The sequence below is a fragment of the Tsukamurella sputi genome, assembly GCF_007858445.1.
GTDB lineage: Bacteria > Actinomycetota > Actinomycetes > Mycobacteriales > Mycobacteriaceae > Tsukamurella > Tsukamurella sputi.
Genome location: NZ_VIGV01000001.1, coordinates 529,904 through 549,597, shown reverse-complemented (window position 1 = coordinate 549,597; position 19,694 = coordinate 529,904). Strand labels below are relative to the sequence as shown.

Annotated in this window: 19 protein-coding genes; 13 read left to right on the top strand and 6 right to left on the bottom strand. The window is 70.8% G+C overall.

Going from position 1 to position 19,694, the window contains the following annotated elements; all coding sequences use genetic code 11:
- Position 1: 1 nt before the first annotated feature.
- Together FK268_RS02660 and FK268_RS02655 are read right to left on the bottom strand one after the other, a co-directional pair.
- On the bottom strand, positions 2-1,516 hold the full coding sequence (locus FK268_RS02660) for a 1,4-alpha-glucan branching protein domain-containing protein (RefSeq protein ID WP_146431844.1): 1,515 nt from the start codon (positions 1,514-1,516) through the stop codon (positions 2-4).
- A 20-nt stretch (positions 1,517-1,536) separates the two neighbouring features.
- The gene (locus tag FK268_RS02655) at positions 1,537-2,277 is read right to left on the bottom strand and encodes a class I SAM-dependent methyltransferase (protein ID WP_146430836.1); all 741 of its coding nucleotides are present in this window, start codon (positions 2,275-2,277) and stop codon (positions 1,537-1,539) included.
- Between the two features lie 206 nt (positions 2,278-2,483).
- Between FK268_RS02655 and FK268_RS02650 the strand changes: the two genes are divergently transcribed.
- The 4 genes from FK268_RS02650 (at position 2,484) to FK268_RS02635 (ending at position 7,272) form a co-directional block, all read left to right on the top strand.
- Positions 2,484-3,263, top strand: coding sequence for an electron transfer flavoprotein subunit beta/FixA family protein (locus tag FK268_RS02650; protein WP_146430834.1), 780 nt, complete (start codon positions 2,484-2,486; stop codon positions 3,261-3,263).
- A 35-nt stretch (positions 3,264-3,298) separates the two neighbouring features.
- Entirely contained in the window at positions 3,299-4,255 is a 957-nt protein-coding gene (locus FK268_RS02645) for an electron transfer flavoprotein subunit alpha/FixB family protein (protein ID WP_146430832.1), read from the top strand.
- 127 nt (positions 4,256-4,382) lie between these two features.
- Entirely contained in the window at positions 4,383-6,605 is a 2,223-nt protein-coding gene (locus tag FK268_RS02640) for a M13 family metallopeptidase (protein WP_231706884.1), read from the top strand.
- Positions 6,606-6,630: 25 nt separating this feature from the next.
- A complete protein-coding gene (locus FK268_RS02635; protein WP_146430830.1) occupies positions 6,631-7,272 on the top strand; it encodes a response regulator in 642 nt (213 codons plus the stop codon).
- A gap of 1 nt (position 7,273) precedes the next feature.
- Here FK268_RS02635 and FK268_RS02630 read toward each other — a convergent pair whose 3' ends face one another.
- Positions 7,274-8,389, bottom strand: coding sequence for a sensor histidine kinase (locus FK268_RS02630; RefSeq protein ID WP_146430828.1), 1,116 nt, complete (start codon positions 8,387-8,389; stop codon positions 7,274-7,276).
- Between the two features lie 161 nt (positions 8,390-8,550).
- Here FK268_RS02630 and FK268_RS02625 point away from each other — a divergent pair, with 161 nt between their 5' ends.
- The 3 genes from FK268_RS02625 to FK268_RS02615 all read left to right on the top strand — a co-directional run bounded on the left by FK268_RS02625 (position 8,551) and on the right by FK268_RS02615 (position 13,016).
- Entirely contained in the window at positions 8,551-10,161 is a 1,611-nt protein-coding gene (locus tag FK268_RS02625; RefSeq protein WP_146430826.1) for a multicopper oxidase family protein, read from the top strand.
- A gap of 72 nt (positions 10,162-10,233) precedes the next feature.
- On the top strand, positions 10,234-11,436 hold the full coding sequence (locus FK268_RS02620; RefSeq protein WP_158636021.1) for a DUF418 domain-containing protein: 1,203 nt from the start codon (positions 10,234-10,236) through the stop codon (positions 11,434-11,436).
- A gap of 122 nt (positions 11,437-11,558) precedes the next feature.
- Positions 11,559-13,016, top strand: a complete 1,458-nt coding sequence (locus FK268_RS02615; RefSeq protein WP_146430822.1) for a catalase — start codon at positions 11,559-11,561, stop codon at positions 13,014-13,016.
- Here FK268_RS02615 and FK268_RS02610 read toward each other — a convergent pair.
- A complete protein-coding gene (locus FK268_RS02610) occupies positions 13,011-13,586 on the bottom strand; it encodes a TetR/AcrR family transcriptional regulator (RefSeq protein ID WP_158636020.1) in 576 nt (191 codons plus the stop codon). The two genes, FK268_RS02615 and FK268_RS02610, sit on opposite strands and share 6 nt — an antisense overlap.
- A gap of 22 nt (positions 13,587-13,608) precedes the next feature.
- Between FK268_RS02610 and FK268_RS02605 the strand changes: the two genes are divergently transcribed.
- On the top strand, positions 13,609-14,127 hold the full coding sequence (locus tag FK268_RS02605) for an HXXEE domain-containing protein (RefSeq protein ID WP_146430818.1): 519 nt from the start codon (positions 13,609-13,611) through the stop codon (positions 14,125-14,127).
- On the opposite strand, the gene FK268_RS02600 is transcribed toward FK268_RS02605, so the two are convergent.
- The gene (locus tag FK268_RS02600; protein ID WP_146430816.1) at positions 14,112-15,425 is read right to left on the bottom strand and encodes an oxygenase MpaB family protein; all 1,314 of its coding nucleotides are present in this window, start codon (positions 15,423-15,425) and stop codon (positions 14,112-14,114) included. The two genes, FK268_RS02605 and FK268_RS02600, sit on opposite strands and share 16 nt — an antisense overlap.
- Positions 15,426-15,491: 66 nt before the next feature.
- Between FK268_RS02600 and FK268_RS02595 the strand changes: the two genes are divergently transcribed.
- Positions 15,492-16,079, top strand: a complete 588-nt coding sequence (locus tag FK268_RS02595; RefSeq protein WP_231706883.1) for a TetR/AcrR family transcriptional regulator — start codon at positions 15,492-15,494, stop codon at positions 16,077-16,079.
- A gap of 23 nt (positions 16,080-16,102) precedes the next feature.
- Here FK268_RS02595 and FK268_RS02590 read toward each other — a convergent pair whose 3' ends face one another.
- Positions 16,103-16,531 carry a MarR family winged helix-turn-helix transcriptional regulator gene (locus FK268_RS02590; RefSeq protein ID WP_146430814.1) on the bottom strand — a complete coding sequence of 143 codons (429 nt, stop codon included), beginning with the start codon at positions 16,529-16,531 and terminating at the stop codon, positions 16,103-16,105.
- Positions 16,532-16,627: 96 nt separating this feature from the next.
- Here FK268_RS02590 and FK268_RS02585 point away from each other — a divergent pair, with 96 nt between their 5' ends.
- From FK268_RS02585 to FK268_RS02570, 4 genes are all read left to right on the top strand, one after another.
- The gene (locus FK268_RS02585) at positions 16,628-16,993 is read left to right on the top strand and encodes a hypothetical protein (protein ID WP_146430813.1); all 366 of its coding nucleotides are present in this window, start codon (positions 16,628-16,630) and stop codon (positions 16,991-16,993) included.
- A 65-nt stretch (positions 16,994-17,058) separates the two neighbouring features.
- Entirely contained in the window at positions 17,059-17,877 is an 819-nt protein-coding gene (locus tag FK268_RS02580) for an NUDIX hydrolase (RefSeq protein WP_146430811.1), read from the top strand.
- Positions 17,878-17,979: 102 nt separating this feature from the next.
- On the top strand, positions 17,980-18,771 hold the full coding sequence (locus FK268_RS02575; protein ID WP_146430809.1) for a GNAT family N-acetyltransferase: 792 nt from the start codon (positions 17,980-17,982) through the stop codon (positions 18,769-18,771).
- Positions 18,772-18,774: 3 nt separating this feature from the next.
- Positions 18,775-19,647, top strand: a complete 873-nt coding sequence (locus FK268_RS02570) for a lysophospholipid acyltransferase family protein (RefSeq protein WP_146430807.1) — start codon at positions 18,775-18,777, stop codon at positions 19,645-19,647.
- Positions 19,648-19,694 lie beyond the last annotated feature (47 nt).

Here is a 19,694-nt window from a genome sequence, read left to right as displayed (position 1 = left end):
GCTACAGCCCTCCGACGGGGTCGAGGCGTGCGGGCGGCAGGCGCCGGGCGTCGAGGCCGGGGAACGGATCGTCGGCGAGGCGCCAGGTGCGGGCCAGGGCGACGGCGCGGGCCTCGTCCCCGCGTTCGGCCGCTTCGGCGATCTCCCGCAGTGCGTGGGCGTGCTTGTACGCGCGGTCGCGGGCGTAGTCGGCGGCGGTGTCCTTGGAGACCATGAACGGCCAGTCCGACTGGAGGCACATCAGCGCCTCCTGCAGCACCTGATCGGAGACGACATCGCGGACGCGCCCGGCGCGCTTGTCGAGCACGCGGAGCACCGTCGTGGTGACCTCCTCGTTGAGCTCGACGAACTCGCGCACCTGGGGGCCGTCCCAGACGTGCCAGTCCTTGCCGGAGCCCCACGAGCTGGCGGGGATCTCGCGGGCCTCGCCCACGTATCCGGCCTCCGCCGCGGAGCGCAGGGTGCCGACGTCCACGCCCGCCTCGGGCAGGGCACGGAGGACGCGCTCCAGCCAGATCGGGCCCTCATACCACCAGTGCCCGAAGAGCTCGGTGTCGAAGGCCGCGACCACGAGCGCGTCGCGGCCGATCCGTGCGCTCTCGGACCGGAGGCGCCGGACCACGGTGTCCACGAAGTCGGCGACGTGTTTGTCGATGGCGGCGTCGGCGCGGGCGGGGTCGTACGGTGCCTTGTCGGCCTCGGCCACGTTCTTGCCCGTCACCCGGCTCGGTTTGAGGCCCGTGGCGTGGTCGTGCGCGTAGAAGTCGCGGTAGGAGGCGTGCCCGGGGTAGCCGGACTTGGGCGACCACACCCGGTAGCTCACCGGCAGGTCGCGACCGAAGGCCAGGACCGAGGACTCCCCGACGGGACGGGCGAGGGCCGTGTCGCCACCGAGCGTGGGCCCGTCGACCATGAAATGCGTGACGCCGGCGGCCTCGTACTCCTCTTCCATGCCCGGCTTGTACGCGCACTCGGGCGCCCAGATGCCGGTGCGGGCGGGCGATCCCAGCCGCGCGGCGCCGTAGGCGAGGCCCTCGCGCAACGCGAGCTCCCGCAGGCGGGGATGGAGCAGGGGCTGGAAGGGGTGCGCGAGCGGCCCGCCCAGGAGTTCGACGGTGCCGGCATCGGCCAGTCGGCGCAGGACGGGCGTGCCGCCGTGGCGCCAGCGGGTCTCGAACAGATCGAGCGCGTGGGCGGCGTTGCGGTGTTCGCGCGCGCCGAGTTCCGCCGCGGCAGCGCGACCCGACAGCGCCGCCTCGTGGGCGCGCAGCTGCCAGTTGCCGAGGTAGTGGTGCATGGCCTCGAGGCAGTACGGATCGTCGAGCTGCGCGGCGAGCACCGGGGTGACGCCGAGCGTGAGCTGGTCGGTGCGGCCCTCGTCCGCGAGGCGGTCGAGCATCTCGGCCATGCGCAGGTACGAGGCCGCCCACGACTGGTACAGCCACTCCTCGCCGACGGGCCACGCGCCGTGATGCGCGAGCCAGGGCAGATGGGAGTGCAAGACGAAGGCGATCATCCCGGGCTCGCGCCCGGCGGTCACGGCTTCCTCGCGTAGAAGAACAGGTCGAGGCTGTCGGGCGCGTCGGCGCGCACGTCGAAGTCCGTCGCGGCGACGGCGGCCACGTCGTTCGACAGATCCTCGGGCCAGGGCTCCCCGGCGAGGGAACGCTCGATCTGGGCGTCGATGAAGCTTCCGCCGTGGCGGCGATCGAGCTCGGCGAGCCGCGCGCCGTGGTAGACGCCGAGTTTCTCGGTCACCTCGAGACCGGCCTCCTCCAACAACTCGACGAGCTCGGCGGAGTTGAGTTCGCGGGTGTGGAAGGGATTGAGCGGGGTATCGCGCCCGGGGGAGAAGGTGACCCGATTCGGCGTCGAGATGGCGAGCTCGCCGCCGGGGCGGAGGATGCGCGCCACCTCGCGCAGGAACTGCGGCTGGTCCCAGAGGTGCTCGATCACCTGGAAGTTCACGACGGCGTCCACCGAGGCGTCCTCGAGCGGGAGCTCGGCGAGGTTGCCGTGCAGCATCGTCACCGCGGGGTACGCGGCCCGCACGTGCGCGACGGCGGACTCGTCGTAGTCGAGGGCCGTCACCGTGGCGCCGCCGTCGGCGAGCATCGCGGCGCCGTAACCCTCACCGCTGCCGGCCTCGAAGACCGATTTCCCGGCGTAGCGGTCCACGATCGCGAGATAGGCGATCTCGTGCCGGCGGAACCAGTAGTTCTCCTCGGGGATACCGGGAACGGTTCGCTCGCCGGTCAGGGGCAGCGGGTCACACATTCTTCTCAGCCTAGTCGTCGCGCGGCGTGGGCCATCCCACATGGACAGTTACCTCCCGGTAACTTACTCTGGCGTTAAACAGTGCTGTGAGGCGGTGCTAAGTTCGGCGGGTACCCCTCTGGTGGGGCGCGATTTCCGCACCCGCACGGCAGTGTGAGAATGTGCCCTACGAGTATCCGATCATCGATGGAGGTCGACGAAGACCAATGACGAACGTAGTCGTACTGATCAAGCAGGCTCCCGACCCCGGGTCCGAACGCAAGCTGTCCGATGACTTCACGGTCGACCGGTCGATCGATCCGTGGCTCGAGGAGATCAACGAGCGCGCGGTCGAGGCGGCGCTCCAGATCAAGGAGGCCCACGGCGGCGAGGTCACCGTGCTGACCGTCGGTCCCGCGAGCGCCACCGATGCGATCCGCAAGGCGCTGTCCATGGGTGCCGACAAGGCCGTCCACGTCCAGGACGACGCCATGCACGGTTCGGACGCCATCCAGACCGCGTGGGTCATCGCCCGCGCGCTGGGCACCATCGAGGGTGTCGAGCTGGTCATCGCCGGTAACGAGGCCACCGACGGCCGCGTCGGCGCCGTCCCGGCGATCCTCGCCGAGTACCTGGGCCTGCCGCAGCTGACCCACATGCGCACTCTCAACGTCGACGGTGACTCGCTCACCGGCGAGCGCGAGACCGACGAGGGCGTCTTCGCCCTCGAGGCCTCGCTCCCTGCCATCGTCTCGGTCAACGAGAAGATCAACGAGCCCCGCTTCCCCTCCTTCAAGGGCATCATGGCCGCGAAGAAGAAGGAGATCAACGTGCTCTCCCTCGCGGAGATTGGCGTCGAGCTCGACGAGGTCGGCGGCGCGAACGCCGGCAGCACCGTCACGGGCGTGACCCCGAAGCCGCCGAAGCAGGCGGGCGAGAAGGTCGTGGACGAGGGTGACGGCGGCAGCAAGGTCGCGCAGTTCCTCATCGGCCAGAAGATCATCTGAGACCCTCGAATCCACTCATAAGGAGAGAAGCCGTTATGGCAGACGTACTCGTCCTCGTCGAGCAGGTCGACGGGAAGCTCAAGAAGGTCACGGCCGAGCTGCTGACCGCCGCCAAGGCCCTGGGTGAGCCGGCCGCCGTCGTCGTGGGTGCCCCCGGCACCACCGACGCGATCGCCGATCAGCTCAAGGCCGCCGGTGCCGCCAAGATCTACCGCGCGGAGTCGGCCGAGGCGGCCGAATACCTGGTGACGCCGAAGGTCGGCGTGCTCGCCGAGCTCGCCGAGAGCCAGGGCGCCGCAGCCGTGCTCACCGCCGCCACGTTCGAGGGCAAGGAGGTGGCCGGCCGCGTCGCCGCGCGCCTCGGCTCCGGCCTGGTCGCCGACGTGATCGCCTTCGGTCCGGGTGGTACGGCCACCCACTCGATCTTCGGTGGCGCGTTCACCGTCGAGGCCACCGCCGGTGGCGACACCCCGGTCGCCTCGCTGCGTCCGGGTGCCGTCGAGGCCGACGGTGTCGCCGGCGCCGGTGAGATCGTCGACGTCGCGGTTCCGGCCGAGGCGGAGAACGCCGTGAAGATCACCTCGAAGCAGCCGATCCAGGGCGGCAACCGCCCCGAGCTCACCGAGGCGTCGATCGTCGTCTCCGGTGGTCGTGGTGTCGGTTCGGCCGAGAAGTTCTCGGTCGTCGAGGAGCTCGCCGACTCGCTGGGTGCCGCCGTCGGTGCCTCGCGTGCCGCCGTCGACTCGGGTTACTACCCGGGCCAGTTCCAGGTCGGCCAGACCGGCAAGACCGTGTCGCCGCAGCTGTACATCGCCCTGGGTATCTCGGGCGCCATCCAGCACCGCGCCGGCATGCAGACCTCGAAGACCATCGTGGCCGTCAACAAGGACGAAGAGGCCCCGATCTTCGAGATCGCCGACTACGGCATCGTGGGCGACCTGTTCGACGTCGCCCCGCAGCTCACCGAGGCCGTCAAGGCGCACAAGGGCTGATCGGCAGTACCACTCGACGAGCCCCGTCCGGGATCTCCGGACGGGGCTCGTTCGTGTTCCGCGACGGGTGTTCCTTCCGAATTGTCGCGATCCCCCTCGATATGAGAACTAGAGTTGTTGACGATTCGTGATCACGTCGAGCGGGAGGTCCGGGGTGGGCGCACAGGAGTGGGGGAGCGACGGGACGCGGGGGCGGAACGACGGGGTGACGCCCCGTCCGGGAGTCGACCGTCGAGGATTCCTGGTGGGACTCGGGCTCGTGGCCGGCGCGAGCGTCCTGGCCGCGTGCGGCGGTTCGGGGACCGGAGGCGGACCGTCGTCGGCGGCCCGGCGCCCCTACAGCTCCCTGGCAGGTCCGGACATGTCGGGCGCAGCGCCCGGCGTGCGTGCGCAGGACGACCTGTTCCGCCACGTCAACGGCGCCTGGTACGACGGCTACACGATACCGGCGGACAAGGTCTCCACCGGTGCGACGGAGTCGCTCGGCGACCAGGTGGAGCAGCAGCTCAAGGAGATCGTCGAGTCGATCCGTGATCCCCGGCCGGGAAGCGACGAGGCCAGGATCCGGGACGTCTACACGACCTACATGGACACGGCGGCGATCGAGGCGGCGGGCACGGGGCCGATCCGGCCGATGCTGGCCGCGATCGACGGTGCCGCCGACCGCGCGGCCCTGTTCGAGGTGATGGCCGCGCAGGAGCGGTCCGACAACGGGTGGGGCATCATCGCGAGTGCGATCGGCCCCGACGGTAAGGACTCGACGCGCAACGTCGTGACGATCGCCCCGGGACCGATCGGCCTGCAGCGGGAGCAGTACACCGACCCGCAGCACGAGGAGATCCGTGCGGCGTACCGGGACTACCTGAGCACGACGGCCCGACTCGCGGCCTTCCCCGATCCCGCGGCCGCGGCCACCCGGATCGTCGATCTGGAGCGGGCTCTGGCCGCCGCGATGTGGCCGCTCGAGAGGTACCGCGACCCCACTGCGACGTACAACCCGTACCCGTGGGAGCACCTCGACGGGCTCGCACCCGGCTACGACTGGATCCGCTGGCGCGACCTCCAAGGGATCCGTGCGGACGTCTCGAAGGAGGTCGTGCTCGTCCAGCCCGACTACCTCACCGCTGCCGCGACGATCTGGGCGGACGCCGATCTCGAGGCCCTCAAGGACCGCGCGCGCATGACCGTCGTCCAGACCTACACGGCGGTGCTGCCCAAGGAGTTCCGCGACGCGCAGTTCGCCTTCGCCAAGCTGGTGCAGGGTACGGAGAAGGACACGGAGCGATGGAAGGACGCGCTGGGCTTCGTGAACAGCGCAGTGGGGGAGGCGCTGGGCAGGCTCTATGTGGAGAAGCACTTCTCCGCGGACGCGAAACAGCAGGTGCTCACGCTCGTCGACAACATCAAGGCCGCGTATCGGACCAGCTTCGAGCACTCGCCGTGGATGACGGCGCCCACGCGCGCCGCCGCGGTCGCCAAGCTGGACAAGATCGTCACCAAGATGGGGTATCCGGACACGTGGACGAGTTACGAGCGGCTGAAGACCGATGCATCGTCCGCGGTGGCCAATCACCGCGCGGTGATCGCCTTCGCGAACGACAAGGCACTCGGCGATCTCGGAAAGCCCGTCGACCGCACGGAGTGGAGCATGCTCCCGCAGACCGTCAACGCCCAGTACGACCCGACCAAGAACGAGATCTGTTTCCCCGCGGCGATTCTGCAGAAACCCTTCTACTCGCCGGACAGCACCGCAGCGGTCAACTACGGCGCGATCGGTGCGGTGATCGGCCATGAGATCGGCCATGCCTTCGACGATTCGGGCTCGCGGTACGACGGTGACGGCAACCTGCGGGACTGGTGGGCCCCGGAGGACCGAGCGGAGTTCGACAAGCGCGCGAAAGCGGTGATCGCGCAGTACAACGGGCTCGTGCCGATCGGTCTCGGACCGGGCGACACCGTCAACGGCGAGCTGACGGTCGGCGAGAACCTGGCCGACCTCGGCGGACTCTCGGTGGCGATCAAGGCCTTCCGGATCGCCGTCGCGAATCGGGACCAGGGAACGCAGTTCGCGGACGAGCACGGGGCCGCGGCCGCGGCGTCGTCGTCCGCGGCATCGGCCGCCGCGTCGGACGCCGTCCTGGTGCCGCTGTTCCTGAGCTACTCCCGGAGCTGGCAGGGCAAGTCGCGACCCGAGGCGGCGAGGGAGTTGCTCAAGACCGACACGCACGCGCCCGAGGATCTCCGCGTGACCCAGGTGGTGAAGAACCTCGACACCTTCGCGTCCGCCTTCGGCGTCCGCCCGGGCGATGGGGAGTGGCTCGCGCCGGAGCAGCGCGTCACGCTCTGGTAGTCCGTCGGCGGTCTAGGATCGTGCCGTGAGCAGCGTGTTGATCGTCGACGACCAGCGTCTCATCCGCGACGGACTGCGCATGCTGCTCACGGCCGCGCCCGACTTCACCGTCGCGGGCGAGGCCGCCAACGGCGACGAGGCGGCGCGCGCGTACCGCGAGCTCGAGCCCGATGTCGTGCTCATGGACCTGCGAATGCCGGGTGTCGACGGGGTCCGGGGCATCGAGCAGATCATCGCCGCGGATCCGGCCGCACGCATCGTCGTGCTCACCACCTTCGACGACGACGAGCACATGTACCCCGCGCTCGCCGCGGGAGCCGTCGGCTTCCTGGTCAAGGACATCGCCCCGGAGGCCCTGCTCGACAACCTGCGTCGCGCACTCGACGGGGAGGTCCCGATGTCGCCGGGGCCCGCGCGCCGCGTTCTCGGCGAGGCGCTCCGTGCCCGATCCGCGTCGGCCGCTCCGACGGTGCAGGAGCCCGCGGTGCCGCTCACGGACCGGGAGAACGACGTGCTCTCCCTCGTCGCCGAAGGGCTGGGCAACGCGGCCATCGCCGCCCGGCTGCACGTCGCGGAGTCGACGGTGAAGGCGCACATCGCGAACCTCCGGCAGAAGACCGGCGCCGGTTCGCGGGTCGAGTTGGCGCGCTTCGCCACTCGCGACTGAGCTACTCCGCGCGCGTCGGAACGGACAGTGTGACGATCCACTGGTCGCCCTGCGGGCCCGCCGTGATGCTGCCGCCCGCCAGTTCGGCGCGCTCGGCCATCCCGGTGAGGCCGTAGCCGTGCCCGCGGGTCGCGTGCGCGGGCAGCGGGCTGGCGACACGGGCCTCCCAGGCACCGTCGGCACGCCGCACGCCCACGGAGACGCGAGCGCCCTGGGGCGCGTGCTTCATGACGTTGGTGAGGGCCTCCTGCACGACCCGCACCAGAGTCAGGGCGTCGATCGCGGCGGGCGGTGCGTCCCCGAGATCGATCCGCGCGTCCACGTCGAAACCGGCGTCGACGGTGCGCTCCACGGCGCGCCGGATCTCGCTCTCGGCGTCGTCGATCGTCCGGTCCGCCGCGGGCTCCCGCGCGCGCATCGCGGCCAGCAGCCGGCGGATGTCGGCGAGCGAGTCCGTGGCCGTCTCGTGGATGTCCGAGAGGACCTCGTCGAGCCCGGGATCGATGCCCGCGTAGACGGTCCGCGCCACTCCCACGCGGAGCGAGATGGCCGACATGTGATGCGCCATCAGGTCGTGCAGTTCCCGTGCCAGCGCCGCCCGCTCGTCCCGCCGGGCGTGCAGCGCTTCACGTTCCAGCTCCCGACGCTCGCGTTCCGCCTGGGTGAACCGCTCCCGCATGTACAGCCCGCCCACGACGGGCAGGCCGACGAAGCTGATCGTCTCGGCGAGCACCCGCACGAGCGTGTGCTGCTCGTTGTCGAGCACCGATCCCGTGATGTAACAGGCCGCCCACACCGCGGTCGCCGCGACGATCTGCCACCGCGGGCGTTGCGAGGCGGCGAGCTCGGCGAGGGCGAGCGCCGCGAGGTAGGGGACCAGGCCCGCGGGTCCCCAGGCCTCCACCGACAGCAACCACCCGCAGAGCACCGACAACGCGATCGAGACCGCGAACGGTGCGCGGCTGCCGAGGGCGAAGAGCACCGCGGCGAGCATCGATCCGGCGATGTAGCCCGGCGAGGCGTGGAAGCGCCCGGGGTACACGCTCACCGCGAGGAGTACGGGCACCACCACGAGGGGAGCGACCCGCACGCCGACGGTCCAGCTGGTGCGTGACATGGCAGCACCGTACGGCACCGTCGGGTCCCACCAAAAGCCGTGACCTGCGTGCTTAGCCGTTCCGCAAAAGAATGTCAACCCCCTCCCGGCCAGTCCGGACGGCCGAAACCCCGTCCGAAGGGCGGAGTCGCGGGGCCCCGCCGCCGACGAGGGTTGAAGCCATGATCAACGACCTCACCGAGCGGCCGCGCGCCGTCGCCGGCACACCGCGCCGCACCTTCCTCACCGCCCTCGTCGCCGCACCGCTCGCGGGCACCGCCCTCGTCGGATGCCGCCCCGGCCCGTCGGCCTCCGCGCCCGCGCTTCCCGGCGGCCGGCGCGCGCTGCCGATCCCGCCGCTCGCGCGATCGGTGGTCGGTGCGGACGGGGTGCGGCGCTTCGATCTCACCGCGCAGGCGGGATCGTCGGAGATCATCGCCGGCCGGCGGAGTGCCACATGGGGATTCAACGGGGACGTCCTCGGCCCGACCCTGCGCGCCCGGGGCGGTGAGGCGGTCGCGGTCACCGTCCGGAACCGCCTCGCCGAGGCGACGAGCGTGCACTGGCACGGCATGCACGTCCCGGCCCGCGCTGACGGCGGACCGCACCAGATGATCGAGCCGAACGGCACCTGGCAGGCGGAATGGACGGTGCGGCAGCGGGCCTCGACGCTCTGGTACCACCCGCACCCGCACGGCGTGACCGAGAAGCACGTCTACCGCGGGCTCTCCGGGTTCTTCCTGCTCGACGACGACGCGCAGGACGCTCTCGGCCTGCCGTCCGAGTACGGCGTCGACGACGTCCCCGTCGTGGTGCAGGACCGGAAGTTCACGCCCGACGGTGCGCTCGACGAGAGCGGTGCCGGAACATCGGGTCTGATCGGCCCGACGGTGATCACCAACGGCATCGCCGGTGCCGGCCTCCTCGCCCGCCGCGGCAGGATGCGGCTGCGGCTGCTCAACGGCGCGTCCGCGCGATGCTTCGAGTTCGGCTTCGCCGACGGAAGGCGGTTCGAGATGATCGCCTCCGACGGTGGGCTGCTCGCCGCACCGGTGCCGCTGACCCGGCTGATGCTCAGCCCGGGGGAGCGCGCCGAGATCGTCGTACCGATCGCCGCCGGCGAGCGCGTCATGCTCCGCTCGTATCCGACGACGGTGCGCGGCAGGATGTCCGGCGACACCGCACGCGCGTACGGGCAGGACGACACCCTGGACGTGCTCGAACTCGTCGGGGCCGATCGTCTCGAGAGCGGCGCCGGCCCGGTGCCGCGCACGCTCGCCGGGATCGCGCCGCTCGCAGCGGGGGCCACGACCGCGTCTCCGGCCACCCGCACCTTCGACCTGCAGTGGTACATGATCAACGGCGAGCGGATGGACATGAGCCGCATCGACCTCGCGCCCGTCGTCGACACGACCGAGGTGTGGACGGTGCGCAACAAGGACAACTGGCCCCACAACTTCCACGTCCACGACGTGCAGTTCCAGATCACCTCGTTCAACGGCGCACCGCCACCCGCGGCGCTGAGTGGGTGGAAGGACACCGTCTACCTCGCGCCCGGCGATCACTGCGCGCTCGCGATGCGGTTCACGGACTACACCGATCTGACCCTGCCCTACATGTACCACTGCCACCTGCTGCTCCATGAGGACCGCGGAATGATGGGCCAGTTCGTCGTGGCGGGCAAGGGCCAGACTGCGCCCACCCGCCTCGACATGGCCGGCATGCCCGGGATGGAGATGCCCGGAGCGCCTGCGCCCGCCTCATTCGGCTCGGCGCCGCACGGCGGCCACTGAGCCGAGACCTCCTACACCCCTACGGAACCCCGTGCGGGCACGCGATCCGCGTCCGCAGGAAGGTCGATGACCATGACCACCAGTACCACCACGCTCGCTCCCGATGCGGCGAGTCCTGCCGTCGCTGGCCCGTCGCCGGTGAACCGTCGGCCTGCGGCTCGGATGATCGGACTCGATCTCGCCCGCGCGCTCGCCGTGATCGGCATGTTCTACGCGCACGTCGGGCGCAAACAGGAGTTCGTCCTCCTCGATCCGTCCACGTGGGACGGCATCGTCGTCGGACGATCATCCGCGCTCTTCGTCCTGCTCTCTGGCCTCGGGCTCGGATTGATGACCCGCGGCCGCACCGGTGACGCCGTGGCGGCCCGACGCCGGGAGATCGTCTACCGCGGCGTCTTCCTATTCTTCGTCGGCGGAGTGCTGGTCACCCTCGGCGTGCACATCTCGATCATCCTCGCGACCTACGCCGTCCTGTTCTGGCTCGCGCTCCCGCTGTTCGCACTGAGCGACCGGGCCCTCGTCGCGACGGCCGCGAGCGCGGCGCTCCTCGGTCCGCTCGTGAACGCCGGAGCGATCGCGCTGATCACCCGGTTCGGGGATCCTGACACCGAGTTCGCGAAGCTCATCGCCACCGGTAACTACCCGGTGCTGATCTGGATCGCCTATCTCATCGCCGGCATCGCGGTGGGGCGTCTCGCGCTCGACCGTCGTGCGACCGCCGCCCGCCTGATCGGCGCCGGCACCGCACTGATGCTCGCATACCCGATGGCCTGGGCACTCTCGTCCGCCACCGGAACGGTCTTCGACGGTTTCGGCGGTGTGATCACCGCGGCGGGCCGGCAGGCGGCGGGTGACGCCGAGCGCAGCGCCTGGGGCTGGGTGTGGAGCGATGCCTACCGGTTCGTCGGTGCGCAGCCGCACTCCGGTACGCAGCTCGAGGTCATCGGCAACATCGGGTTCGCGCTCGTGCTGATCGGCGCCTGCCTGCTCCTGGGTGCGCGCGCCCCGCGCCTGCTCGCCCCGGTGGCGCGGGTCGGTCGGATGTCGCTGTCGCTGTACTGCCTTCACATCGTGGCGGTCTTCGTGCTGCTGCACACGGTGCAGGACTCGCGCCAACAGGCATGGCTCGAGACGGACTGGCGCGGCACGGCGATGTGGCTCGCCTTCACGGCGGGCGCCTTCGTCTTCGCAACGGCGTGGTTCCGGCGCCGATCGACGGGGCCGCTGGAGGAGGTCATGCGGCGCCTACCGGGGCATCTCGAGTCCCGGTCCTGACGTTCCCGGCGCCGCCGGCCGAACGCGGGTACGGTGGGAACGGACCGCGTTTCCGCCCGCCGCTCAGCCCGACGGGTGTGAACAGCCCTGAACGACAATCAGATACGCGGAGGTGCCGTACCTTGTCCCAGAACCCCAACTACACCACGTCCGACTCCGGAGCGCCGGCCGGGAGCGACGAACACTCGCTCACGGTCGGCGCCTCCGGTCCCATCGTCCTGCACGATCACTACCTGATCGAGCAGATGGCTCAGTTCAACCGTGAGCGGATCCCCGAACGCCAGCCCCACGCCAAGGGCAGCGGCGCGTTCGGGACCTTCGAGACCACGGCCGACGTCACGGACTTCACCTGCGCGGCCGTCTTCGCCCCGGAGACGAAAACGGAGATGGTGGCGCGCTTCTCGACGGTGGCGGGGGAGCGGGGAAGCCCCGACACCTGGCGCGACCCCCGCGGTTTCGCGCTGAAGTTCTACACCACCGAGGGGGTGTACGACCTGGTCGGGAACAACACCCCGGTGTTCTTCATCAAGGATCCGCTCAAGTTCCAGCACTTCATCCGCTCGCAGAAGCGGCGCGCCGACAACAATCTGCGCGATCACGATATGCAGTGGGATTTCTGGACGTTGTCGCCCGAGTCCGCGCACCAGGTCACCTGGCTCATGGGCGATCGCGGGATCCCGAAGTCGTGGCGGCACATGAACGGCTACGGCTCGCACACCTATCTGTGGGTGAACGCGGAGGGCGTCAAGCACTGGGTGAAGTACCACTTCATCTCCGATCAGGGCGTCGAAACGCTGACACAGGAGGAGGCGGACCGCCTCGCGGGCGCCGACGGCGACGTCCACGTGCGCGACCTCTTCGATGCGATCGCGCGCGGCGAACACCCGAGCTGGACGTTGAAGGTGCAGTTGATGCCCTTCGACGACGCGGCCGACTACCGGTTCAACCCCTTCGACCTCACCAAGGTCTGGCCGCACGCCGACTACCCGCTGCGCGAGGTGGGACGGATGACGCTGCACACCAACCCGACCGACAACCACGCCCAGATCGAGCAGGCGGCCTTCGAGCCCAGCAACCTGGTACCGGGTATCGGTCTGAGTCCGGATCGGATGCTGCTCGGCCGCGTCTTCGCCTACGCGGACGCGCACCGCGCCCGGCTCGGTGCGAACTACAAGCAGATCCCCGTGAACCGTCCGCGCAACGAGGTGCGCAGCTACTCCAAGGACGGGGCGATGCGGATCGATCCGGTCCGTGACCCCGTCTACGCGCCCAACTCGAAGGGCGGCCCGGCCGCCGACTACCCGGGGCAGCCGGAGCCGCAGTGGGCCGCGCAGGGCGAGATCGTGCGCGCCGCGTACGTGGCGCACCGCGAGGACGACGACTGGTCACAGCCGGGAACGCTGGTGCGCGAGGTCCTCGACGACGCGCAGCGGGATCGCCTGGTGTCGAACGTCTCCGGCCATCTCCTCGACGGGGTCAGCGAGCCCGTGCTGGAGCGAGCCTTCGAGTACTGGAAGCGGATCGACGCGGAGATCGGCGAGCGCATCGAACGCGCCGTCCGTGACGCACAGGCGTCATGACAGGGCGGTGAGCGCGAGGTCGAGCAGACCGTCGAGTTCGGCCGCGTCGGGCACCTCGCCCACCATGAGCCACCGGTAGACGGCAGGGCCGATGAGCAGGTCACGCACCTGCTCATCGGTCAGGTTCGAGCGGATCGCCCCTGCGTCCCGGGCACGGGCGATCGTCTCCGCGAGCGCTTCGGCGCGCGGCGCGAGGTAGTGCTCGTGGAGAGCGGCGCGGAGGTCGGGGCGGTGGGCCCCGGTCGCGTGCACCGCGAGCACGGTCCGCGCGGCGGGGGATCGCGCGATCCCGCCGACGAACCCGGTCACCAGTGCTCGCAGATCGGCGACCGGGTCGTCGGTCGACGGTGCCGTCAGGGGAGGCACCGTCGCAGTCAGGGCGCCGACCACCAGCGCATCCCGGTCCGGCCACCGGCGGTAGACGGTGGGACGGCCCACGCCCGCGCGACGCGCGACGGACTCGATCGTGAGGCCCTGGTAGCCGACGGCTTCGAGTTCCGCCAGCACGGCATCGACGATGGCGCGTTCGGCGGCGGCGCTACGCGGTCTTCCGGGGGTGGACGGGGGCACCATCACAGTATAGTTTCGTTACATGACGGAACGTAATGGAGTGCCTGCGGCCGCCACCGCGGGGCTGTTCGTCGCGTGGGCGGCACACGACGCCGAAGAGTGGTTCATGATCGGGCCGTGGGCACGGGAACACGGTCTTCCGGTCTCGGACGGGCTGGCGCGCACTGCGATCGGTGTCATGGGTGTCGTGGTCGGTGCGGCAGCAGTGGACGGCGTGCGGACCGGAGGGAGGTCGGCGACCTATCAGGCGGCACTGCTCGCCTACGGCCTGCACGGATTCACGCATGTGGCCGTTTCGTTAGCGGTGCGGGGCTATTCGCCCGGCGTCGCGACCGTGCCGGTCGCCGTCCTGCCCTTCTGGTTCTGGGTGTCGCACCGGCTCGGGGACGCCGGAGTCCGCCGGTCTTCCCGGACTCTGCTGCCGCGCGCCGCCGCGGTGCTCGCCGGTTCGATGGCGACGGCCTACGGCACTGCCGCGCTCCTCACGGCCTGCGTTCCCGTGCGTAGCCGGATAGCTCGGGCTCGTCAGGTCCGGGCGTAGTCGGCGCCGTCGGAGACGAACTCGGGATGTCCGTAGGTGGCGAGGCGCTGATGGATGAGTCGCGTCAGGTACAGGTCGACGCCGTCGCGCACGAACGGGATGCGGGCTCCGATCTCGGCCGCGATGGTCCGCCCGCCGATGAACGGCGCGGTGAGCGCGACCAGGGCCACGTCGACCGGGGTGAAGTCCACGCCCATGCGGGCGGCGTTCGACGGTCTGCCGTCGCAGAAGGCGATCGCGAACGAGGTCTTGCTCCAGGCCTTCTCCACCCTGCTCGCGGCCTCGTCGAACGGGCCGCGTTCGGGGCGCAGGTAGGCCTCCATGGAGGAGCGGACGAGCGCGCCGCAGGTCTCGTCGTCGAAATCGTCGCGGAGGAGGGCCGCCCGGCCGTTGAAGACCGCGATGATGCCCTGCGGTGTGGTCGGTAGCAGTTCCTCGGGCAGGCCGAGGAGGAAGCAGCGGTAGCGGTTGAACTCGACGATCGCGCGTTCGTGGGCGTCGAAGTCCCGCTTCTCCCGTCGCGCGCGGATCGCGAGGAGGTAGCTGCCGATGGTGCCGGCCGGCATCTGGTCGACCTGGGGGATGGGGATGCCGTAGGTCTCGCGATCCCAGGCGCCGGGCCGCGTCAGCGCGTGGAACCGGACCATCGAGTGCATGAGGCGCACCATCGCGGCGGCCTCGAAGCCCTCGCGGAACCGCTCCAGGGCGCCGGGGAGCGTGGTCACCGCGAAGAAGTTGGCGGTCTCGTTGATCCGGCGCGCGGCGCGCGTTCCCGACAATGCGCCGGTGAGCGCCATCGGCAGCGCCGCGTACGTGTTGAGGAAGGTCGCGAGGAACACCCCGCGGGTGATGAACGGCGCCGTGAGTGCGGAACCGACGCGCGCGAGCCTGGCGCCCTTCTCGACCATGGCCATGTCGACCCAGTCCGGGGTGTCCTCCATCGCGGCGAGGAAGGCGCGCAACTCCTCGGGTGCGTCCGGGACGGCCTCGACGCCCTCGCGGCAGGCGCGGCGCAACATCCCCACCAGCGTCTTAGTGCCGTAGCGCGGTTCGAGCGCGGCGTACGGGTCGGCCACGACATCGCCCAACAGCGTCGTGGTCGCGATGAGCTCGACGGTGCGCTCGTCGTCGAGGGTGGCTGCACGGCGACCGAATCCGGGCTGGAGGGACGATCGGACGTCGGGGTCGGTCGTGTGCCGGAACGGCGCCCGGTCGAAGTCGACGGCGCCGTACAGGTCGGGTTGCAGGGCCGCCTGGGCGCGAACACGTTCCGCGAGCTCCGGGTAGTGCTGCGTCATCACCGCTCCTGACTTTCAGTCTGTAAGTACGACGATGACAGGGTGTAAGTTACCCTGTCAAGGGCAATGACCCGAACGCGTATGAGCGCCACCGAGCGGCGCGAACAGATCCTCGACGTCGCGCACGCCATCGTGGCAGCCGAGGGTTTTCACGCGGCGACTCCCAAGCGCATCGCCGAGGCCTCCGGCGTCACGCGCACGGTGCTCTATCAACAGTTCGGCGATCTCGCGGGGCTGTTCGTTGCTCTGATCGACCGCGAGGCGGACCGCATCGGCGAGCAGTACCTGCGCGCGGTCGCCGAGGTGGCACCCGATTCCGGCAACGATCCCTTCGTCTCGGCCTTCGAAGGCGCGGTGCGCGCCCTCGACGAGAATCCGGAGGGCTGGAGGCTCTTCCTCTTGCCCCCGGAGGGCGCGCCGCCCGCGTTGCACGAGCGCCTCGCCGAATCCCGGGACGCCGTGGTGGCGTTCATGGAGCTCAGCCTGCGCGCGACCTTCCCGGGGGTCGAGGATCCCGAGTATCTGGCGCGTGTGGTGCACGCGACCGCGCGCGAGCTGCTGTGTCTGCGCCTGACGGACCCGGACAACGCCACCGTCGAGCGGCTGACCGGGCTCATTCGGCGCCTGCGCACGTTCGCACCGCCGCCGACGTAGCGGCGAGGCGGCGCGATCGGCGTCTACTCGGGCAACAGCCGGGCGAGGAGACGGCGCAGCGTCGCCGACTCGTCGTCGGAGAGCCGGGACGCGAGGAGTGCGTCCTCCGCGACCCGGATCGCTTCCTTCGTGCTCAGAACGACCCCGGCGCCGTCGTCGGTGGCGGAGACGATCCGCCGGCGCGCGTCGTCGTCCTGTTCCCGGGCGACCAGGCCGCGCGCCTCCAGCTCCGCGAGGTGCTTGCCGAGCCGCGTCGTGTCCCGGCCCGTGCGCCGCGACAGTTCGACCTGTGACGTCGCGCCGCCGCGCAGCAGGGTGGTCAGGATCGCGTACTCCCACATCGACACCCCGGCCTCGCGCAGGATCGGCTCCTCGATGGTGAGGAGGCGGCGCCCCAGGATGCCCACCGATTCGGCCAGGTCGGGGGCGTTCGCGCGCTCCTCCGGTGACATGACGGCTCCATATCGTATACCGCGGTGCACGAAAATGCTCTACCGTGGTGCACGGTAGAGCTTGCACCGTCATCACCGAACCTACTGGGAGGCGTCATGGACACAGCGGATCTGCATCGCGCGACGGAGGAGTTCGCCGCGTTCCTGTCCGAAGCCGCGGAGGCCGACCTCGCAGCGCCGGCGGGGGAGTGCACCGTCGGTCAACTCGCGGGATCGCTGACGGCGCGGGCGCAGGCCCTTGCCGCCGAGATCGACCCGGGGGCACCCGCCGCGCCTGCTCCGCGCTCGTCGGACCGCGACGGCGGTGGATTCGAACGCCCTCTGCGGTACGCCGTCCGGTCGCTGACGAGCGCCGCGGCGGCGGCCCCGTTGGACGAGGCCACACGGGCGGCTCTCACGGATCTGGTGCGCGACGTCGAGGACGGAGCGGCCCTCGTGGGGCGCGCGCTCGGTCTGGCCTGAATCCGCGGTGTCGCGGACGCGGCCGAACCGGACATCGGCGACGGCGGGTCCGATACGGTGAGCGAATGTCTTCGAACACCGAATCTCCCGTGGCGCCCCCGGTGCCCAAGGACGCGGCCACCGTCGTGCTGGTGCGCGACGGCGCGGACGGCATCGAGGTCTTCCTGCAGCGCCGCGTGCAGCAGATGGCCTTCGCCGGAGGCATGACCGTCTTCCCTGGGGGCGGCGTGGACCCCCGCGACGGCGGGGCGGACCTCGCGTGGCGCGGCCCGGAGGCACCCTGGTGGGCGGACCGGTTCGGCGCCACCGAGCGCGACGCCCGCCAGCTGGTGTGCGCGGCGGTGCGCGAGACCTTCGAGGAGTGCGGCGTTCTGCTCGTCTCCGGCGCCGACGGCGGCGCTCCCGACGTCGACGCCCTCGCGCCGGCCCGGCGGCGGCTCGAGGCCAAGGAACTCTCACTCGCCCAGTTCCTCCGCGCGGAGAACCTCGTCCTCCGCGCGGACCTACTGCGCCCGCTCGCGCACTGGATCACCCCGAAGAACGAGAAGCGCCGGTACGACACCCGTTTCTTCCTCGCGGCCCTGCCCGACGGTCAGCAGGCGGACGACCGGACGAGCGAGGTCGAGGAGGCGGGCTGGCGCACCGCGGCGCAGGCGCTCGCGGACTGGTCCGCCGGACGGTGCTTCCTCCTCCCGCCCACCTGGTCCCAGCTGCGGGCGGTGGCCGAGCACGGCACCGTCGCCGATCTGCTGGCCGCCGAGCGGGTGATCGAGCCGGTCGAGCCCGAGCTGCCCCTCGGGGGCGCGATCGACTCGTTGCAGTTCGCCGAGGCCGCCGAGTACGTCGCGTCGATGCCGCCGAACATCCCCCGCCCCGCGCTGTAACACCGTCGCTTCGCCCGCTATTCACCGTCGTTGGGGAAGGGTTCACCGACCCGCGCGGTCGCGGTTCACCGTCCGGTCGTCTGGCGCGCCCACTGTGAGCGCATGGCAACACTGGTCATCGGCCGGAGCCCGGCCTCAGAGACGCTGATCGACGGTGCCGAGTACGAGGTCGTACTCACCACCCGAGCGGACGACATCGACACGGTGCAGCGGTTGCGCTACGAGGTCTTCGGCACCGAGCCGGGGTTCGAGGCCTCGATGGCCGGGGTCGTCGACGGCCGCGACGCCGACCACTTCGACCAGTTCTGCGACCACCTCGTCATCCGGCACAAGCCGAGCGATGCGATCGTGGGTTGCTACCGGATCCTGCCGCCGCCCGGCGCGATCGCCGCCGGCGGACTGTATCTCGCCACCGAGTTCGACCTCGGCGCTCTCGACCACATTCGCCCCGAGACGCTCGAGATGGGCCGGGCCTGCGTTCGCGCCGATCATCGGACCGGTGGCGTGCTGTGCCTGATGTGGGCGGGCCTGCTCGCCTACAGCGATCTGCGCGGCATCCGGTACGCGATGGGCGCCGTCAGCGTCCCGATGCAGTACGAGGGCTACGGCCGCGGCGCGACGGTCCGCGCGGTCCGCGAGCTGGTCGATGCCAAGCACCGCTCGCAGTGGGTCGTGACGCCGCACAACGAGGTCGAGGAGATCACCGCCGAGCCGGCCTCCCGCCGGACCTTTCCGCCGCTCGTCACCGGCTACCTGCGGATGAACGCCGAGATCCTCGGTGCGCCGAGCTTCGACCCGGTCTTCGACGTGGCCGACTTCCCGATGATCATCGACCGCACGCGGTTCAACGTGCGCTATCTCGAACGTCTGCAGCAGGCGGCGGGGAGCCTCTAAGCCATGATCCCCGTCGCGGAACTGCCCCGGCATCCCTGGCAGCAGGTCTCGCCGTGCGACGGTGCCTGCTCCGCCGACGAGCCGCAGGAGACCGCGGCCTGGCTGCGCGCCGTGCGCTGGATCGCGCTCCTGACCGTCCTGGTCCTGGGGCTCCTCGCCCTCGCGATCGCGTACCCCTGCGGCGCCACCGCGCGGCGCGTCGTGATCCGCGGCGGAGCCCGTGGCTTCCTGTGGTCGCTGGGCATGCGGGTGGAACCCGTGGGCAATGTGCCGCTGCGCTCGCTGGTGGTGGCGAACCACCAGTCGCTGCTCGACATCGTCGCCATCGCCTCGATCGCGCCGGCCGCCTTCGTGGCCAAGGCGGACATCTTCGACGTCCGCCCGGTCGCGGTGATCATGCGGGCCTTCGGTGCGATCCCCCTGCGCCGCGAGCGGCTCAGCGAGCTGCCGCGGACCGTCGAGCAGGTCTCGGAGCTGCTCCGACGAGGACGGACGGTCGCGCTCTTCCCGGAGGGCACCACCTACTGCGGGTTCCACCGCGGTGACTTCCGCCCGGCCTTCTTCCAGGCCGCGATCGACGCAGGGGCCGACGTCGTGCCCGTCTCCCTGCGGTACTCGATGCGACTGCCCGGCCCCGCGCGGGGCGCGCGGCAGAGCGCGGTCGCCGCGTACGTCGGGCCCGACACCGAGATCGCCACCCTGTCGCGCGTGATCGGTGCTCGCGGTGTCGCGGTGCGCGTGCACGCGATCGAGGTGATCCCGGCGGGAGCGTGGGCGGCGGCCGGCCGCGGCGCGCTCGCCGCGCGGGCCGAGGCCTCGGTGTTCGCGGACGCGGAGTTCCTCGCGCCGGTCGTGTGGCTGCCGCTCGCTGCCTGAGCACTCGGTCAGGAGTACGTCCGCCGATAGCGGTGCGCGTATTCTGG